The sequence below is a fragment of the Streptomyces sp. NPDC059861 genome, assembly GCF_042731435.1.
Classification (GTDB): domain Bacteria; phylum Actinomycetota; class Actinomycetes; order Streptomycetales; family Streptomycetaceae; genus Streptomyces.
This window is the reverse complement of sequence record NZ_JBHWJQ010000058.1, coordinates 1-18,151: the sequence shown is the minus strand read 5'-3', so window position 1 is coordinate 18,151 and position 18,151 is coordinate 1. Positions and strand designations below refer to the sequence as shown.

Here is an 18,151-nt window from a genome sequence, read left to right as displayed (position 1 = left end):
GGCCCGGCCCCCGCCCGTCAGCCCTGCTTCAGCAGCGCCGCCACGATCGGCCCCGCCGTCTCCCCGCCGTGTCCGCCCGACTGGACGACACCGGCGGCGGCGAGATCGCCCCGGTACGCGGTGAACCAGCCGTTGGGCTTCTTCTGCCCGTCGACCTCGGCGGACCCGGTCTTGGCGCCTACGTCACCGGTGACCCCCGCCATCGCCTCCGCCGCCGTGCCGTACGCCGCCGTGTAGGCCATCAGCCCACGCAGCTTCGCCAGCGTGTCCGCGGACATCGTGCGGGAGGCCGTGGCCAGGGTGCGGTCGTCCACGGAGGGGGCGACCAGGTACGGCTGGTGGAAGACGCCCGCCTTGACCGTCGCCGACACCGACGCCATGTTCAGCGGGTTCATCCGCACCCCGCCCTGGCCGATGAGTGACGCCGCCATCGACGCGGCCGACTGCACCGGCACGGCACCGTCGAAGGTGGGCACACCGATCGCCCAGTTGTTCTTCGACAGGCCGAACACCTGCTGCGCCTGCTTGGTCAGGTCGTCGTCGTCCAGCTCCGGCGCCTGACTGATGAACGCCGTGTTGCAGGACCGGGCGAAACTCGTCTTGAACGTGCCGCCCTTGATCTCGAACTTGTCGTCGTTCTGGAACTTCCAGCCGCCGTACGTGAAGTACTTGGGGCACGGATGCGCCTTGTCCGGCGAGGCCAGCCCCTTCTCCAGGAGCAGCGACGAGGTGATGACCTTCATCGTCGAACCGGGCGCCAGCGAGCCCTGGAACGCGGTGTTGAAGCCCGGGTTGGAGTTCGCCACCGCCAGGATCTCGCCCGTCGAGGGCCGCAGGACGACCACCGAGGCGCGGGAGCGGGAGCCGACCTGCTGCTCCGCGGCCGCCTGCATGGTCGCGCTGAGCGTCGTCTTCACCTCGCCCGGCGTGCCCTCGCTCAGTTCCAGGACCGTCTTGTCGGACAGCTTCTGCTTCTCGGAGGCCTTGCCGCGGACCACCCGGAGTTCGACGCCGGCCTTGCCGCCGGCCGTCTTGCCGTACTTCTCGCGCAGCCCGTCCAGGACCGGCCCCAGCGAGGCGTACTTCTCCGTGGACAGCTCGTCGCCGTCCCGGTCCAGGGCCGTGACCGGCGGCGTGCCCGCCTCGCCGGTGACCAGCCGGTCGCCCTCGCGCAGATCGGGGTGGAGGACCGACGGCTGCCAGCCCACCAGCGGCTCGCCGTCCGCGGCCCGGCGCACGACCTCCAGCGAACTTCGGTAGGTCAGCGGCTTGCTGACGCCCTGGTACGACACCGTGCCCTGCACCGTGAACGGTACGGTGTCGCCGGTACGCGCACCCGGGGTGAGCGTGAGGTCCTTGATGTGGGCGTCCTTGGCGTACGCGGCCAGCAGCGCCTTGGCCGCCGCGGCGTCGTCGGTGGCGTCCGCCGCGCCGGTCACCTTGCCCTGCTGCCAGGCCGTGAGGAACGCCTGGGCCGTGGTGCCGACCTCCTTCGCCGACAGCGGGCCCGTCTTCACGGACCTCTCCCGCCCGGCGGCCGTCGTGGACGCGCCGTCCTCGGTCGAGGAGCCGGCGCCGAACAGCGCGTAGGCACCGACCCCGGCGCCGACGACAGCCACGGCGATCACACCGCCGATGACGGCGGGACTCGTCTTCCGTCGCTCGGCGACGCGCCTTCTCTTGCCCACTGCTTCCCGATCCTCCGCGCAATCCCCGGGCCCCGCCCCTGACGAGCGGCGCGGCCCTTACGGCCGTACCGGCCGCGTGGTCGTCACAGTCCCCAACGACGGCACCACCCTAGAGTCCCCGTCTGAGCGGGTGACGTCAGCCACCCGCGCGCAGCACGGCCGCCACGATCGGACCCGCCGCCTCGCCGCCCCGCCCGCCCTGCTGGGCCATGGCCGCCGCGGCGACGTCGTCGCGGTAGCCAGTGAACCAGCTGTCCGCCTTGGTGTTCCCGTCGACCTCGGCCGAACCGGTCTTCGCGCCGATGCTGCTGCCGGACAACCCCGACATCACGGAGGCGGCGGTGCCGCTGGTCGCGGTGCGGTTCATCATGGCGCGCAGCTGCGCGACGGTGTCGCCCGACAGGCCCCGCGCCTTCGCCAGTTCCCGTCCGTCCAGGCTCTGCGGCACGATCACCGGCTGCCGGAAGGCGCCCGTCATCGCCGTCGCCGTGACCGAGGCCATGTTCAACGGGCTCATCTGCACCTGGCCCTGGCCTATCAGGCCGGCGGCGGTGTCCGGGCCGCCCGCGGCGGGCACCGAGCCGTCGAAGGAGGGGACGCCGACCTTCCAGTCGTCCCGCCCGATCCCGAACCGCTCCTGCGCCTCCCGGGTCAGCGAGTCCACCTGCACCTCGTCGGCGAACTTGATGAAGGCGGTGTTGCAGGAGCGCGCGAAACTCTCGGAAAGGGTGGCGCCCTCGTTCGGGGCCATGTCCTTCAGGTTGTGGAAGGTCTGGCTCTCCGAGACCGCCTGGGGCGGGCAGGGTGCCGGGCCGTTCATGCTGGTGAGGCCGGTGTCGATGAGCATCGCCGCGCTGACGATCTTCATCGTGGAGCCGGGCGCCACCTGGCCGAGGAAGGCCGCGTTGAAGCCGTCCGCGCGGTTGTTGGCGACCGCCAGGATCTCGCCGGTGCTCGGCTTGACGGCGACGACCGAGGACTCGTCGTACCGTCCGACCGCCTGCTCGGCGGCGGCCTGCGCCGTCGCGCTCAGCGTCGTCCGCAACTTCCCGGGCCTGCCCTCGGAGAGGGTGAGCAGGGTGGTGTCGGCGGCCTCGGACGCGGTGTGCCGGACGGCGAGTTCGACGCCGGGGGTGCCGCCGGCCTGCTCGCCGTAGCGGGCGCGCAGTTCGTCCAGGATCGGGCCGAGGGAGGGGTACTTCTTCGGTGACAGCACCGTGCCGTTCCGGTCCACCGCCTCGACCTGCGGGGTCGCCGACTCCTCGGTGACAAGGATGTCACCGTCCTTCAGGCTCGGGTGCACGACGGACGGCTCCCAGTCGACCAGCGCCCGCCCGGTGCTCTCCCCGCGCACCACGGTGAGCGTGCTCCGGTACGCCAGCGGCTTGGACTTCCCGTCGTACGACACCGTCGCCCTGACCGAGAACGGCACCGTCCGCCCCTGCGTCGCGCCCGGCGTGATCTGCACGTCGGTGAGGTGCGCGTCCTGCCCGAAGGACGTCAGGACGGGCTCGGCCTCTTCGGCGAAGTTCGTGAGGGACGCCGCCCGCGCGCCCTGCCCCTGCTCCCAGGCCGCGAAGAACTCACGGCTCGTCTCCTGGACCTCCGCGCTGCTCGGCGGCCCGCTCCGCAGCGGCTTGTTCTGCCCCGCCGGCGCGGTGCCCCCGTCGTCGCTCAGCGCGGAGACGAAGTTGTAGGCGCCGTACCCGGCCCCCGCGACCATCACCGTGAACACACTGCCGACGACGGCAGCCTTGACCCCCTTGCGCATGACGCGCCCCCTCCCCGTGTACAGACCTCCGCACTCTAAGTGCGCACTGTGACGAGCGGGGCGGGAGTTCCCAGATTGTTAGCGCCCAGTAGGTGTCAGACCCACGTATCCAGCCACATCCGCGACCGCCAGTCGTCCATCGGGATGGACTGGCCTGTGTAGATGGGCCAGAAGTAGATGAAGTTCCAGGCGATCAGCAGGACCAGGACGCCCGCTCCCGTGGCGCCCGCCACCCGGCGGGTGTCGGTGGAGCCGGGGGGGCCGACCAGAGCGCCGATCAGCATCGCGACCGCCAGGCACAGGAACGGCACGAAGACCACGGCGTAGAAGAAGAAGATCGTCCGCTCCTGGTACAGGAACCAGGGCAGATAGCCCGCGACGATCGCGCAGGCAATGGCGCCCGCGCGCCAGTCGCGGCGGAAGAACCAGCGCCACAGCACGTACAGCAGCGCGAAGCAGCCCACCCACCACAGCATCGGCGTGCCCAGCGCCAGCACCTCGCGCGCGCACTTGTCGCCCGCGTCCACCGGGCAGCCGTCCGCGCCGGGGGCGGGGGACTCGTAGAAGTACGACACGGGGCGGCCGGTGACGATCCAGCTCCACGGGTTGGACTGGTAGGTGTGCGGCGAGGACAGTCCGACGTGGAAGTCGTACACCTGGCTCTCGTAGTGCCACAGGCTGCGCCACCAGTCCGGGAACAGCCACGACCAGCCGCTGTCCTTGCCGTCGGTCGCCGCCCAGTTGCGGTAGTAGCCTCCCGAGCCGTCGCCGGCGGAGAGGATCCAGCCGGTCCAGGAGGCGATGTAGGTGACGATCGCGACCGGGACGGTGGACAGGAACGCCCAGCCGAGATCGTGCTGGACGACCGCCTTGTACGGGTGCCGGGCACCGGCCACCTTGCGGGCGCCGACGTCCCACAGCACCGCCATCACACAGAAAGCGGCCAGGATGTACAGGCCGTTCCACTTGGTGCCGACGGCCAGGCCCAGCATCAGGCCCGCCGCGATCCGCCACGGCCGCCACCCGATGCGGGTGTCCTCCGCCGTCCGCGCGTCCGGCCGGACCCGGCCGTCGGGATCCGCGGGCAGCGCGGCGGCCAGTCTCGCCCGCGCCCGGTCCCGGTCGACGAGCAGACAGCCGAACGCCGCCAGCACGAAGAACATCAGCACGCCGTCCAGCAGCGCGGTGCGGCTCATCACGAAGTGCAGCCCGTCCACGGCCACCAGCGCGCCCGCCAGGCAGCCGAGGAACGTGGAGCGGAACAGCCGGCGGCCGATGCGGCACAGCAGCAGGACCGACAGCGTGCCGAGCAGCGCCGTCATGAACCGCCAGCCGAACGGGTTGAACCCGAACATCAGCTCGCCGAGCCCGATCACGTACTTGCCGACCGGCGGATGCACGACGTACGCCGCGTCCGTCGGGATGGGCACATCGCCGTTCTGGGACAGGATGAGGTCGTTGACGTTTTTGTCCCAGTTGACCTCGAAGCCGCGGTGGACGAGCGCCCACGCGTCCTTGGCGTAGTACGTCTCGTCGAATATCACCGCCTTCGGGCTGCCCAGGTTCCAGAACCGCAGCACACCCGCGAACAGCGTCACCAGCAGCGGCCCGCCCCAGCCCGACCAGCGGGCGATCCGCGTGGCCGCCGGATACCGGATGCCGAGCGCCGCCCACAGCCGCGGGCCCGGCTCGGCGTACGGCGGCACGAGGCGGTCCCGGACGTCGCTGCGGGGCCCGGCGGGCGAGTATCCGAAACGGCGCAGCCGCTGCTGCCACGAGGGCCGCTGCTCGTGCGGGGCCTGGTCCTGCCGGATGTCCGTGGAGGACGCGGTACTGGTCACCGCGCCATCGTAGGGAACCCGTCTGTGGGAGTCCCGTGGACGGCCCCTGCGAGGATGGAAACGTGACAGGAACCCTTGTTTTGGCAGGCACCCCTATCGGCGACATCGCGGACGCGCCGCCCAGACTCTCCGAGGAACTGGAGCGGGCCGACGTGGTCGCCGCCGAGGACACCCGGCGGCTGCGCCGGCTGACCCAGGCGCTGGGCGTGACGCCCAAGGGCCGGGTGGTGTCGTACTTCGAGGGCAACGAGGCGGCGCGTACCCCGGAGCTGGTCGAGGAGCTGGTGGGCGGGGCGCGGGTGCTGCTCGTCACGGACGCCGGGATGCCCTCGGTGTCGGACCCCGGGTACCGGCTGGTGGCCGCGGCGGTGGAGCGGGACGTCCGGGTCACCGCCGTGCCGGGGCCGTCCGCCGTGCTGACCGCTCTGGCGCTGTCCGGGCTGCCGGTGGACCGGTTCTGCTTCGAGGGCTTCCTGCCGCGCAAGGCGGGGGAGCGGCTGTCACGGCTGCGGGAGGTCGCCGGGGAGCGGCGGACGCTGGTCTATTTCGAGGCACCGCACCGCCTCGACGACACGCTGGCGGCGATGGCCGAGGCGTTCGGGGCGGAGCGGCGGGCGGCCGTCTGCCGGGAGCTGACCAAGACGTACGAGGAGGTACGGCGAGGGGCTCTGGGCGAGTTGGCCGAGTGGGCGGCCGAGGGGGTGCGCGGAGAGATCACCGTGGTGGTCGAGGGTGCCGCCGACAAGGGGCCGGAGGACGTCGGCCCCGCGGAGCTGGTGCGGCGGGTGAAGGTCCGGGAGGAGGCCGGCGAGCGGCGCAAGGAGGCCATCGCGGCGGTGGCCGTGGAGGCGGGAGTGCCCAAGCGGGTGGTCTTCGACGCCGTGGTCGCCGCGAAGCGCGCGCCCTGAGCCGCGAACCAGTGCCAACCGCCGGTAAAGGGTGACGGGCCCTACGGCAAGACACCCCCAAGTCCCTCCCAATACTGGGCAGACAGCGTGCTTTCGGTCTCCTCCGGGAGTCCACTGGGTGACGGAACGCAACCCGTTCCTCCAGCGGACAACAGGAGCTGGCATGAGCGAGATCGCAGGGCACACCGGCCTTCGCAACGGGGCGACCGCCGTGGTCAACGAGTCGTATTCCTTCGCCTGCATGCGATGCGGGCACGGATGGGAACAGTCGTACGAGATAGAGCACCACGTCGATGGCGAGGGCCACGAGTTCGTCCTGTACGTGGCGGACGGGCGGGTCGTGCCGTCGCCGCTGAGCCGGCCGGGGTGCCACCACTGCGACGGCCATGTGGTGCGGATCATGCGGGCCGGCCAGGTGTCGTCGGCGCGTGACGGGCGGCGCCGGCAGCCGGCCGCCGGGGCGGCCGGGCCGGTCTCGGTGCCCCGGCCTGCCGGGGAAGCCGGGGTGCGCGACGAGCAGCATCACTGGCACCTGTCCGACCTGCTGCACGTCTTCCAGCGCAAGGCGGGCTGACCTGATCGTGGGCGTGTCCCTCTCGTACGATCGGGGCATGCCCACCTCCGACAAGAACGCCGCACCGCCCCTCCCGCCGCCCCTGACCGTGCCGGTCGCCGACTCGCACACGCACCTCGACATGCAGTCGGGCACCGTGGAGGAGGGCCTCGCGAAGGCCGCGTCCGTCGGGGTCACGACGGTCGTGCAGGTCGGCTGCGACGTGAACGGCTCCCGGTGGGCGGCCGAGACGGCGGCGGCGTACGAGAACGTGCACGCGGCCGTCGCCCTGCACCCCAACGAGGCCCCGCGCATCGTGCACGGCGATCCCGACGGCTGGTCCCGGCAGGGGGCGCGTGAGCCCGGCGGCGACGCGGGGCTCGACGAGGCGCTCGCCGAGATCGACCGGCTGGCGGCCATGCCACACGTGAAGGCGGTCGGCGAGACGGGACTGGACTACTTCCGCACCGGGCCCGAGGGCAAGGCGGCGCAGGAGCGGTCCTTCCGCGCCCACATCGAGATCGCCAAGCGGCACGGCAAGGCGCTGGTCATCCACGACCGCGACGCCCACACGGACGTGCTGCGGGTCCTGAAGGAGGAGGGCGCGCCCGAGCGGACGGTGTTCCACTGCTACTCCGGGGACGCCGAGATGGCCGAGGTGTGCGCCCGCGCCGGGTACTACATGTCCTTCGCCGGCAACGTCACCTTCAAGAACGCCCAGAACCTGCGGGACGCGCTGGCCGTGGCCCCGCTGGAGCTGGTCCTGGTGGAGACGGACGCGCCGTTCCTGACACCCGCGCCCTACCGCGGACGGCCCAACGCGCCGTATCTCGTTCCGGTCACGGTGCGCGCGATGGCCGCCGTGCGCGGCATCGACGAGGACGCCCTGGCCACCGCCCTGGGCGCGAACACCGCACGCGCGTTCGGCTACTGACCCTTGATGTGCCACCCTGAGTAGTCGCGCCGCTTTGGAGAGTGACGAACGCTCCGCTAGGTTCTGGGGGCCCGATCCGGACCCCTCTGGACCCCTCGGCCCCTGGAGCGTGTCGGCGTGAGCAACTCGCAGTACGAGACGTACGGGACCCAGCCGTACGAGACCTTCGACACCTTCGAGGCGTACGAGCCGTCGCCTGCGTACGACGGGCTCGACGGGTACGACGGGCCCGACCGGTACGACGGGCCCGACGGGGTCGACGGGTGGGACGTGCACCCGTACGGCGCCGCGGCCGGCGACACCTACCGGCCCGCCTACGAGACGGCCGAGCCGCTGGTGCCCCGGCAGGGCACGCCGGAGACGGCGGTCCCCGTCGCCCGCCCCCGGGTAGCCGGGCGTGCCGCGCGCCGGCGCAGGGGACGGTCCGCCGACCGCCCGGACACCTCCGTGCGCCGCCTGCTGCCGCGGGCGCTGGTCGTCGCCTTCCTCGCCGGCGGCACCACCGCCTTCGTCGCCGAGGACAAGGCCGTCCAGCTGACCGTCGACGGCGAGCCCCGCGGACTGCACACCTTCGCCGACGACGTCGGTGAGCTGCTCGCCGAGGAGGGCGTCGAGGTCGGCGCGCACGACATGATCACGCCCGCGCCGGGCGCCGGGATCGGCCACGGCGACGAGATCGCCGTGCACTACGGCCGCCCCGTGCGGCTCACCCTCGACGGCCACCGGCAGGAGGTGTGGACGACGGCACGGACGGTCGAGGAGGCGCTCGGACAGCTCGGCGTGCGGGCGGAGGGCGCGTACCTGTCCGCCGCGCGCTCGCAGCACATCGGACGTGCCGGTCTCGCCCTCGACGTGCGCACCGAGCGGTCCGTCACGGTCATGGCGGACGGCAGGGCCCGCACCGTCCGCACCAACGCCGCCACCGTCGACGAGGCCGTCCGGGCCGCCGGGGTCACCCTGCGCGGCCAGGACACCACCTCCGTCCCGCCGGGCAGCTTCCCGCGCGACGGTCAGACGGTCACCGTGCTGCGGATCACCGGCGGCAGGGAGACCCGGGAGGAGGAGATCCCCTTCGAGGTGCGGCGGGTCGAGGACCCGGCGGTCTTCAAGGGCACGGAGGTGGTCGAGCAGGCGGGTCAGCCGGGACTGCGCCGGATCACGTACTCCCTGCGGACCGTCAACGGGGTCCGGCAGAAGCCGCGCCGGATCGGGACCGAGCTGGTGCGCGAGCCGACCGCGCGGATCGTGAAGGTCGGCACGAAACCGATGCCCACCTCGGTCCAGGGCGCCGACCACCTCGACTGGCAGGGCCTCGCCGTCTGCGAGTCCGGCGGCGACCCGGGCGCCGTGGACCCCTCCGGGACGTACGGCGGCCTCTACCAGTTCGACACCGGCACCTGGCACAGCCTCGGCGGCACCGGCCGCCCCCAGGACGCCCCGGCGGCGGAACAGACGTACCGCGCGAAGAAGCTGTACACCCGACGCGGCGCCGGCCCCTGGCCGCACTGCGGAGCGCGGCTGCACGGATAGCCACGGCGACAGCCACGGATAGGCTGTCGCCGTGAGCAGCCCCACCCCCGACGCCCTCCTGGGTCCCGCCGACATCCGTGAGCTGGCGGAAGTCCTCGGCGTACGGCCCACCAAGCAGCGCGGCCAGAACTTCGTCATCGACGCGAACACCGTCCGCCGTATCGTCCGGACCGCGCAGGTCCGGCCCGACGACGTGGTCGTGGAGGTCGGGCCCGGGCTCGGCTCGCTCACGCTGGCGCTGCTGGAGGTGGCCGAGCGGGTCACCGCCGTCGAGATCGACGACGTGCTGGCCGCCGCGCTGCCCGCCACCGTCGCGGCACGGATGCCGGAGCGCGCCCACCGGTTCGCGCTGGTGCACTCCGACGCGATGCGCGTCACCGACCTGCCAGGACCCGCGCCGACCGCGCTGGTGGCGAACCTGCCGTACAACGTGGCGGTCCCGGTCCTGCTGCACATGCTCGACACCTTCCCGAGCATCGAGCGCACCCTCGTGATGGTGCAGGCGGAGGTCGCCGACCGGCTGGCGGCGCCGCCCGGCTCGAAGGTGTACGGCGTGCCGTCGGTGAAGGCCAACTGGTTCGCCGAGGTCAAGCGGGCCGGTGCCATCGGCCGCAACGTGTTCTGGCCCGCGCCGAACGTGGACAGCGGGCTCGTCTCCCTCACCCGGCGCGCCGAGCCGATCGCGACCACCGCCTCGCAGCGCGAGGTCTTCGCCGTCGTGGACGCGGCGTTCGCCCAGCGCCGCAAGACCCTGCGGGCGGCGCTCGCGGGGTGGGCCGGTTCCGCGGCGGCCGCCGAGGCGGCGCTCGTCGCGGCGGGCGTCTCGCCGCAGGCGCGCGGCGAGTCCCTCACGGTCGAGGAGTTCGCCCGCATCGCGGAGGCCGCGGCGGCGCGCGAAGCGGCCCCCGCATCGCCGAAGGAGAGCATGTGAGCGTCACGGTACGTGTCCCCGCCAAGGTCAACGTCCAGCTCGCGGTCGGCGCCGCCCGCCCCGACGGGTACCACGAGCTGGCCAACGTCTTCCTGGCGGTCGGGCTCCACGACGAGGTCACGGTCACCGCGGCCGACGAGCTGCGCGTCACCTGCGACGGATCCGACGCCGCCCAGGTCCCCCTGGACCGGACGAACCTCGCGGCCCGCGCGGCGGAGGCGCTCGCCGCGCGTCACGGCCGTAGCCCCGACGTCCACGTGCACATCGCCAAGGACATCCCCGTGGCCGGCGGCATGGCGGGCGGCAGCGCGGACGGCGCGGGTGCGCTGCTCGCCTGCGACGCGCTGTGGGGCACCGGCGCCTCCCGCGACGAACTGCTCGACATCTGCGCCGAGTTGGGCAGTGATGTGCCGTTCAGCCTGGTCGGCGGGGCGGCGCTCGGCACCGGGCGGGGCGAGAGGCTGACGGCGCTCGACGTCGGCGGCACCTTCCACTGGGTCTTCGCGATGGCCGACCGCGGGCTGTCCACCCCGGCCGTCTTCCGCGAGTTCGACCGGCTCGCCGAGGGCACCGACGTCCCCGAGCCCGTCGCCTCCCCAGACCTCCTCGACGCCCTCGCCAAGGGCGACCCCGACGCGCTCGCCGCCGCCGTCTCGAACGACCTCCAGCCCGCCGCCCTCTCCCTCTTCCCCGCCCTCGCCGACACCCTCGCGGCGGGCCGCGCCGCCGGCGCCCTCACCGCGCTGGTCTCGGGCTCCGGCCCGACCACCGCCTTCCTCGCCCGCGACCCCGAGTCCGCGGCGAAGGTGGCGCAGGCGCTCAGCGCGTCGGGCACGTGCCGGACGGTGCGCACGGCCTCGGGGCCGGCACCGGGCGCGACGGTGCTCGGCGGCTGACCCGGGGCGGGACCTCCATCGCGTCGACTTCCTCCTCCGCCTTGCGGCTGCACGCACCGGACGCCGCAGGGCGGGCGACGGGAGTTTGACGACAGGGCCTAGGCTGGGAGGCTGACCGATCCCCGCGAGCAGGAGCGAAATGGCCGTCAACCTGGTCAATGTCGAGAACGTCAGCAAGGTGTACGGCACCCGCGCGCTCCTCGACGGCATTTCCCTCGGCGTCTCCGAAGGGGACCGCATCGGTGTCGTCGGCCGCAACGGCGACGGCAAGACCACGCTCATCCGGATGCTGGCCCGCCTGGAGGACGCCGACACCGGCCGCGTCACCCACTCCGGCGGGCTGCGCCTGGGCGTCCTCACCCAGCACGACTCCCTCGACCCCGCGGCCACCGTGCGCCACGAGGTCATCGGCGACATGGCCGACCACGAGTGGGCGGGCAACGCCAAGGTCCGCGATGTGCTCACCGGTCTGTTCGGCGGGCTCGACCTGCCCGGCTTCCCGCAGGGCCTCGACACCGTCATCGGTCCGCTCTCCGGTGGTGAGCGGCGCCGGATCGCACTCGCCAAGCTGCTCATCGACGAGCAGGACCTGATCGTCCTCGACGAGCCCACCAACCACCTCGACGTCGAGGGCATCGCCTGGCTCGCCCAGCACCTGCGCGAGCGCCGCTCCGCGCTGGTCTGCGTCACCCACGACCGGTGGTTCCTCGACCAGGTCTGCACCCGCATGTGGGACGTGCAGCGCGGTGACGTCCACGAGTACGAGGGCGGCTACTCCGACTACGTCTTCGCCCGCGCCGAACGCGAGCGGATCGCCGCCACCGAGGAGGTCAAGCGGCAGAACCTGGTCCGCAAGGAGCTGGCCTGGCTGCGCCGCGGCGCCCCCGCCCGCACCTCCAAGCCGCGTTTCCGCGTGGAGGCCGCCAACGAGCTGATCAAGGACGTGCCGCCGCCCCGGGACAGTTCCGAGCTGATGAAGTTCGCGTCCTCACGGCTCGGCAAGACCGTCTTCGACCTGGAGGACATCACGGTCCAGGCCGGTCCCAAGGTGCTCCTCAAGCACGTCACCTGGCAGCTCGGCCCCGGCGACCGCATCGGCCTGGTCGGCGTCAACGGCGCCGGCAAGACCTCGCTGCTGCGGGCCATGGCCGAGGCGGCACGCACGGAGGGCGAGGCGCAGCCCGCGGCCGGCCGGATCGCCGTCGGCAGGACGGTCAAGCTCGCCTACCTCTCCCAGGAGGTCACCGAGCTGAACCCCGCCCTGCGGGTCCTGGAGGCCGTTCAGCAGGTGCGCGAGCGCGTCGACCTCGGCAAGGGGCGCGAGATGACCGCGGGGCAGCTCTGCGAGACGTTCGGCTTCAACAAGGAGAAGCAGTGGACGCCGGTCGGGGACCTGTCCGGCGGTGAGCGGCGCCGGTTGCAGCTGCTGAGGCTGCTGATGGACGAGCCGAACGTCCTCTTCCTCGACGAGCCCACCAACGACCTCGACATCGAGACGCTGACCCAGCTGGAGGACGTCCTCGACGGCTGGCCCGGCTCGATGATCGTGATCTCCCACGACCGGTTCTTCGTCGAGCGCACCACGGACCGGGTGTTCGCCCTGCTCGGCGACGGCACGATGCGGATGCTGCCGCGCGGGATCGACGAATACCTGGAGCGGCGACGGAAGATGGAGGAGGCCGCCGCGGCCGCCTCCCCGGCGGCCCCCGTGAAGCAGGTCGCCGAGAAGAGCGCCGCCGACCAGCGCGCGGCCAAGAAGGAACTCCAGAAGATCGAGCGCCAGTTGGACAAGGTCTCCGAACGCGAGACGAAGCTCCACTCCCGGATCGCCGAAAACGCCACGGACTTCGCGAAGGTGGCCGAACTGGACGCCGAGCTGCGCGAGTTGGCCGGGGAGCGCGAAGAGCTGGAGATGCGGTGGCTGGAGCTGGCCGAGGACGCCTGAGTCCCGGCACGGCAGGTGCGTTCCCGTCGCTGCGCGCAGGGCGCGCGCGTCGGGTGAAGGGGGCGTGAAGGCGCGTAACAAGGGCATCACGGGCCGGTGCTCCCTTGGGAACAGGGGCGCATCCGGCCCGGCTCGTTGTGGGCCCCGGGTGATAGAAATGGGCGGTCTGAGAACCGTCTGAGAATCGTGGTGTGGCGGAAACGCAGCGCCAGGGGCGCGGTGCCACATCAGTCACAAGGGGGAACCACTGATGACCCAGCCGCCCAACCAGCCGCCGGGTGGCGGCTTCGGCGCGCCACAGGACCAGCCGCCGGGCGGTGGCTTCGGCGCACCGCAGGACCCGCGGCAGTCCGGTGGTTTCGGCCCGCCGCAGGATCCGTCGCAGGGCACGCCCCCGCCGCCGGCGCAGCCGCCCCAGCCCCCGCCCCCGCAGGGCCCGCCCCAGCCGGGATACGGCTATCCCCAGCAGCCCGGTCCGTACGGTCAGCCGCAGCAGCCCGGTCCGTACGGCACCCCGGGCCCCTACGCCCAGCCGCAGCAGCCGGGTCCCTACGGCCGGCAGCCCGGCTACGGCTACCCGCAGCCCCAGTACCCCGGCGCCCCCGGCACGCCCCCGGGTTCCGGCTCGCGCAACCCCTTCCGGGGCAAGCCCGCGCTGTTCGTCGGTGCGGCGGTGGCGGCGCTGCTGCTGATCGGCGGCACCGTCTACGCCGTGACCAGCGGCGACGGCGACGACAAGAAGCCGGTCGCCGGGCAGAGCGACGACCCCAAGCCGTCCGCGTCCGACGCCCCGGTCAACCCCGGTGACGGCAGCGGTGACGGCGGCGCCGACCCGGACGACCTCAACGAGGGCCGCAAGGCGGGCGAGGCGAAGGTGCTCTGGTACAAGGAGGCGCCCGACGCCCCCGGTTCCGGCGCCGACGCCCCCGGCATGTGGGTCACCGACAAGACGGCGGTGAAGGCCGCGTACAAGGAACTCGTCGCCTACAACGTGGGCGACGGCAACCCCACGTGGGAGACGATCACCTTCCCGCAGGAGATCTGCTCGGTCACCCCCGGGAAGACGGCCGACCACAAGATCGTCGTGGCGTACATGAACGGCGCCAGCGACCGCGCCAAGTGCAACCAGATCCAGCTGATCGACCTCAACACCGGCGAGAAGGGCTGGAGCGGCGAGGTCGCGGACGGCGCGCTCTTCGACAGCGCGCTCAGTGTCGAACTCTCCCTGACCGGCGACACGTTGATGGTGGGCCGCTCGCAGTCCGGCACGGCCTACGACGTCCGGACCGGCAGGAAGCTCTTCGACAAGAAGAAGTACGGCGACTCCTGCTTCCCGAGCGCGTTCGCGGGCGGGGCCCGGCTGATCTCCGTCGCGTCCTGCGGTGCGGCCACCGACAACGAGCACGACGAGATCCAGGAGCTGGACCCGAGGACCGGCAAGGTCAAGTGGACCCAGGCCTTCGGCAAGGGCTGGCGGGTCATGCGTACCTACTCCGTCGACCCGCTGGTGGTCTACAGCACCAACGAGGACAAGGACGCCTGGAACATCTCGACGCTGGACGCCAGGGGCGGCTTCCGTTCCCAGGTGAAGATCGACGAGAGCTTCGCGCCCGAGTGCGGCTGGTCCGTCCTCCAGCGCGACCTGACCGGCTGCGAGGGCGTCGCCGCCGACGCCGACACGCTCTACCTGCCCACCGAGGCCACCGGCGGCGCCAACGAGATCGTCGCCATCAACCTCGCCACCGGTAAGGAGAAGTGGCGCGTGAAGTCCCCGGCGGACGAGTCGATGCTCCCGCTCCAGGTCGAGGGCGGCAAGCTCGTCGCCTACGTCCAGCCGTCGTACGACGCGGGCGGCCAGATCGTCTCCGTCCCGACGACCGGCAGCAGCCACCGTCCGACCAGGCTGCTGCAGAACCCCACGGGCGCGGCGGAGGTCGAGGACAGCTTCTTCTCGCGGGACATCGCCTGGGTGGACGGCCGCTTCTACATCTCCACCACCCGGCTGTCCGGCGAGGACGAGGCCAAGGAAAAGCTGATGCTCGCCTACGGCAAGTGACGCGCCCCCACGACTCGTTCCGTCCCCATCCCCCCGAGGTGCCCACGTCATGACCCAGCCGCCGCCTCCGCCGCCCAACCAGCCCCCGCAGGGGGGTGGGTTCGGCTCACCCCAGCCCCAGGACCAGCCGCCGCAGCAGCCGCCCGCCTTCGGAGCGCCGCAGCCGCCTGCCGGGCCGCCCACGCCGTCGCAGCAGCCGCCCGGCTACGGCTACCCGCAGCCGCCGCAGGCGCAGCCCGGGTACGGCTATCCGCAGGGCCCGCCGACTCCTCCGCAGCCGCCGCAGGCCCAGCCCGGGTACGGCTATCCCGGGGCGCCGCAGCCCCATCCGTACGGGCAGCCCGGTCCGGCCTACGCGCAGCCGACCGTGCCGATGCACCCGCAGCCGGGTCAGCCGGGCGGTGGCGGAGGGAAGTTCAACGCGCAGGTGGCCATCATCGTGGCCGCCGTCGTGGCGATCGCGCTGATCATCGGCGGCGGCGTCTGGTACTCGAAGTCCTCCGCCGACGGCGGCAAGGACGACACCGCCGGCTCCAGCGGCGGCAAGGGTGACGGCAAGGGCGGCGGTGACGAGGGCTCCTCCAAGGGCTCCGAGAAGGTGCCGGCCGATCCCAACTCCAAGGTACTCTTCCAGATTCCGGCGCCCAAGGTCGACAAGGACGACTCCGTGGTCGTCTCCGGCTCCTGGCTCACCGACAAGGTGTACGCCAAGGCCGGTGTCGCCGAGATCGTCGGCTACGACCGGGAAAAGGGCACCGAGCTGTGGACGATCCCGCTGCCCGGGCCGGTCTGCGAGGCCACCCGGCACGCGACCGCGGACGGGAGGACGGCTGTCGTCTTCCAGCCCCGGATGCCCGCGAAGAACTCCTCGGAGGGGTGCAGCCAGGTCGCCGCGATCGACCTGAACGCGGGCAGGAAGCTGTGGACGAAGACCGCAAACTCGGGTGACCAGCCGATCAATTTCGACAACGTCACCGTGAGCGCGAGCACGGTCGCCGTGGGCAGCACGAGCGGCGGCGCCGCGTTCGACATCGCCAGCGGCAAGTCGCTGTGGTCGCCGAAGCCCGGTGACACCTGCTACGACGCGGGGTACGGCGGCGGCGCCAAGCTGGTCGCGGTGCGCAAGTGCGGGCAGTACGAGGCGCGTGAGCTGCACATCCAGACCATCGACCCGAAGTCGGGGAAGGTGATCTCCGAGTACAGGATGACCAAGGGCATCGAGTACGCCAGCGTCGTGTCGACCGAGCCGCTGGTGGTGGCGGCCGACGTGGGTGACTCCGCCGGGGACGGCAGCGGCATCTCGGACTTCTTCTCCGTCGACAACAAGACGGGCAAGCTGCGGGCGCGGATCTCGGCGCCGGGTGACTCCTACGCCGCCGAGTGCGACGGGATCTCGCGGGTCGAGGACTGCACCGGGCTCGCGGTCGGCAACGACCGGCTGTACGTGCCGACGGAGGAGCAGGACACCACCGGTGACTTCGGCCGGATGAACTCGGTTGTCGCGTTCGACCTGGCTTCCGGGAAGCAGACCGGGCAGCGGGCGGACGCCGGGGACGGGTACACGATGACCCCGCTGCGGATGGACGGCGGGAACGTGATCGCGTACAAGAGCGGGCCCTACGACAAGGGCGGGCAGATTGTCAGCATCGACGGCGGCAGCTTCAAGCAGGTCAAGCTGATGGAGAACCCGGGGACCGACTCGGTGCGGGACGTGGAGTCCGGCAAGGCGCCGCAGTACGGCGAAGTCCTCTACGCACAGGGGCGGTTGTACATGTCCGAGGTGTACGTTAGCGGGTCGGCCGCGAGTGCGGACGAGTACCTCGCGATCGCGTTCGGTGTGAGTGGCTGACGTCTCGGCAGCTCTCGGTGGTGGTGTGCGGCCCCGTCCCTGTTCAGGGGCGGGGCCACATGCTTGGCGCTCAACACCCCTCGAATGAGCGGATTTTCGGCGATCCGGGGCACTTCTCACGAGTAGAGGCAGCGCGACGTCGAACAAGCGTGTAGCTTCCGGGGGCATGGCGGACGTCGATGCCGGGGGGCTGTCGTCCGGGGGGCTGGACTTGGTGTGTTCCGTGTTTGTTCTGGGTCTGTCCGTGGGGACCTTTGGGCATCCATAGTGGGCGTCCATTGGGGGGACTGGGGGGTAGCTCGATGGGAGTGCGGCTGATGGTGGTCGACGACCACCGATTGCTCGCCGAGGCGCTGGCCTCGGCGCTGAAGCTGCGGGGGCACCGGGTGCTGGCCGCGGCGGCGCCGGCCGCGGGGGCGGCGGAGCTGGTGATCGCGCGGGCGCCGGAGGTGTGCCTGTGGGGGACGGCGACGCCGGCCGAGGCGGGGGCGTTCGATCCCGTGCTGCGGATCAAGCGGGAGCGGGGGCAGGTGGCGGTGCTGGTGCTGGGGCCGGTGCCGAGTCCGCGGGGGATCGCGGCGGCGTTCGCCGCGGGGGCGTCCGGGTATGTGCGGCACGACGAGCGCATCGAGGGCGTGGAGCGGGCGATCATTAAGGCGCGGGCGGGGGAGGCCGCGGTGGCGCCGCAGTTGTTGCAGGGGGCGTTCGGTGAGCTGCTGAACCCTGCGGCGCAGCCGGACGACGAGGGGCAGCGGCTGCTGCAGATGCTGACGCCGAGGGAGGTGGAGGTGCTGGTCCGGGTGGCCGAAGGGGAGGATACGCGGCTGATCGCGGCCGGCATGGGCATCGCGCCGTCCACGGCGCGCACGCATGTCCAGCGCGTTTTGATGAAGCTCGGCGTGGGGTCCCGCCTGGAGGCAGCGGCCCTGGCGGCCCGCACCGGGCTGCTGGACCGGGCGGGGCCGTTGCCGGATCGTGGCGAAGGCTGAATGCCTGCGGCGCCTCCGGCTGTTCGGTGGGGTGCGGGTAGCGCCTGCCGGCTGTGCGTGGGTCGGGGCCGTGCCGGGGGGTGTCCGTCCTCGGAACGGCGCGGAATCGGTCACTTTACCGACTCACCCGAGTTGACGCGCCAACCGCTGCGGGCGGACCCCCGGCACGACTCCTTCTCGCCGTGGGCGGGTGCGGCTTCGTGGCTCACGCCCCGCAAGCCGCGGTCATGTGTGCCGCCTGGGGGGGGCGGGCCGGGGGC

General features: G+C 72.3%; 13 protein-coding genes. 10 read left to right on the top strand and 3 right to left on the bottom strand.

All coding sequences use genetic code 11. The annotated features are described in order from the left end of the window. Positions 1-17: 17 nt before the first annotated feature. The 3 genes from ACFV6X_RS33470 to ACFV6X_RS33460 all read right to left on the bottom strand — a co-directional run bounded on the left by ACFV6X_RS33470 (position 18) and on the right by ACFV6X_RS33460 (position 5,300). Positions 18-1,688 (bottom strand): penicillin-binding transpeptidase domain-containing protein, encoded by a 1,671-nt coding sequence (locus ACFV6X_RS33470; protein ID WP_385390014.1) that lies wholly within the window; start codon positions 1,686-1,688, stop codon positions 18-20. A gap of 136 nt (positions 1,689-1,824) precedes the next feature. Then, complete coding sequence (locus tag ACFV6X_RS33465; RefSeq protein WP_385390013.1) at positions 1,825-3,459, bottom strand: penicillin-binding transpeptidase domain-containing protein; 1,635 nt, start codon at positions 3,457-3,459, stop codon at positions 1,825-1,827. Between the two features lie 95 nt (positions 3,460-3,554). Next, the gene (locus ACFV6X_RS33460; protein ID WP_385390012.1) at positions 3,555-5,300 is read right to left on the bottom strand and encodes a dolichyl-phosphate-mannose--protein mannosyltransferase; all 1,746 of its coding nucleotides are present in this window, start codon (positions 5,298-5,300) and stop codon (positions 3,555-3,557) included. Positions 5,301-5,362: 62 nt separating this feature from the next. Here ACFV6X_RS33460 and rsmI point away from each other — a divergent pair, with 62 nt between their 5' ends. The 10 genes from rsmI (at position 5,363) to ACFV6X_RS33410 (ending at position 17,891) form a co-directional block, all read left to right on the top strand. Continuing rightward, the gene (gene rsmI / locus ACFV6X_RS33455; RefSeq protein ID WP_385390011.1) at positions 5,363-6,208 is read left to right on the top strand and encodes a 16S rRNA (cytidine(1402)-2'-O)-methyltransferase; all 846 of its coding nucleotides are present in this window, start codon (positions 5,363-5,365) and stop codon (positions 6,206-6,208) included. Between the two features lie 163 nt (positions 6,209-6,371). Beyond that, complete coding sequence (locus ACFV6X_RS33450; protein ID WP_385390010.1) at positions 6,372-6,782, top strand: hypothetical protein; 411 nt, start codon at positions 6,372-6,374, stop codon at positions 6,780-6,782. A gap of 37 nt (positions 6,783-6,819) precedes the next feature. Then, positions 6,820-7,695, top strand: coding sequence for a TatD family hydrolase (locus ACFV6X_RS33445; RefSeq protein WP_385390008.1), 876 nt, complete (start codon positions 6,820-6,822; stop codon positions 7,693-7,695). Between the two features lie 117 nt (positions 7,696-7,812). Further along, on the top strand, positions 7,813-9,225 hold the full coding sequence (locus ACFV6X_RS33440) for a ubiquitin-like domain-containing protein (protein WP_385390006.1): 1,413 nt from the start codon (positions 7,813-7,815) through the stop codon (positions 9,223-9,225). Between the two features lie 31 nt (positions 9,226-9,256). After that, the gene (rsmA, locus tag ACFV6X_RS33435) at positions 9,257-10,156 is read left to right on the top strand and encodes a 16S rRNA (adenine(1518)-N(6)/adenine(1519)-N(6))-dimethyltransferase RsmA (RefSeq protein WP_385390005.1); all 900 of its coding nucleotides are present in this window, start codon (positions 9,257-9,259) and stop codon (positions 10,154-10,156) included. Further along, on the top strand, positions 10,153-11,052 hold the full coding sequence (locus tag ACFV6X_RS33430; protein ID WP_385390003.1) for a 4-(cytidine 5'-diphospho)-2-C-methyl-D-erythritol kinase: 900 nt from the start codon (positions 10,153-10,155) through the stop codon (positions 11,050-11,052). Before rsmA ends, ACFV6X_RS33430 begins: the two co-directional genes overlap by 4 nt. Before the next feature lie 139 nt (positions 11,053-11,191). Further along, the gene (locus ACFV6X_RS33425) at positions 11,192-12,997 is read left to right on the top strand and encodes an ABC-F family ATP-binding cassette domain-containing protein (RefSeq protein ID WP_385390002.1); all 1,806 of its coding nucleotides are present in this window, start codon (positions 11,192-11,194) and stop codon (positions 12,995-12,997) included. 250 nt (positions 12,998-13,247) lie between these two features. Then, a complete protein-coding gene (locus ACFV6X_RS33420; protein WP_385390000.1) occupies positions 13,248-15,053 on the top strand; it encodes a PQQ-binding-like beta-propeller repeat protein in 1,806 nt (601 codons plus the stop codon). Positions 15,054-15,102: 49 nt separating this feature from the next. Continuing rightward, positions 15,103-16,902, top strand: coding sequence for a PQQ-binding-like beta-propeller repeat protein (locus tag ACFV6X_RS33415; RefSeq protein WP_385389999.1), 1,800 nt, complete (start codon positions 15,103-15,105; stop codon positions 16,900-16,902). Positions 16,903-17,204: 302 nt separating this feature from the next. Beyond that, positions 17,205-17,891, top strand: a complete 687-nt coding sequence (locus ACFV6X_RS33410; RefSeq protein ID WP_385389998.1) for a LuxR C-terminal-related transcriptional regulator — start codon at positions 17,205-17,207, stop codon at positions 17,889-17,891. Positions 17,892-18,151 lie beyond the last annotated feature (260 nt).

Coding starts and splice junctions, on each gene's coding strand:
- ACFV6X_RS33465 (WP_385390013.1), bottom strand. CDS start 3,459: ATGCGCAAGGGGGTCAAGGCTGCCGTCGTCGGCAGTGTGTTCACGGTG.
- ACFV6X_RS33450 (WP_385390010.1), top strand. CDS start 6,372: ATGAGCGAGATCGCAGGGCACACCGGCCTTCGCAACGGGGCGACCGCC.
- ACFV6X_RS33445 (WP_385390008.1), top strand. CDS start 6,820: ATGCCCACCTCCGACAAGAACGCCGCACCGCCCCTCCCGCCGCCCCTG.
- ACFV6X_RS33425 (WP_385390002.1), top strand. CDS start 11,192: ATGGCCGTCAACCTGGTCAATGTCGAGAACGTCAGCAAGGTGTACGGC.
- ACFV6X_RS33420 (WP_385390000.1), top strand. CDS start 13,248: ATGACCCAGCCGCCCAACCAGCCGCCGGGTGGCGGCTTCGGCGCGCCA.
- ACFV6X_RS33415 (WP_385389999.1), top strand. CDS start 15,103: ATGACCCAGCCGCCGCCTCCGCCGCCCAACCAGCCCCCGCAGGGGGGT.
- ACFV6X_RS33410 (WP_385389998.1), top strand. CDS start 17,205: ATGGGAGTGCGGCTGATGGTGGTCGACGACCACCGATTGCTCGCCGAG.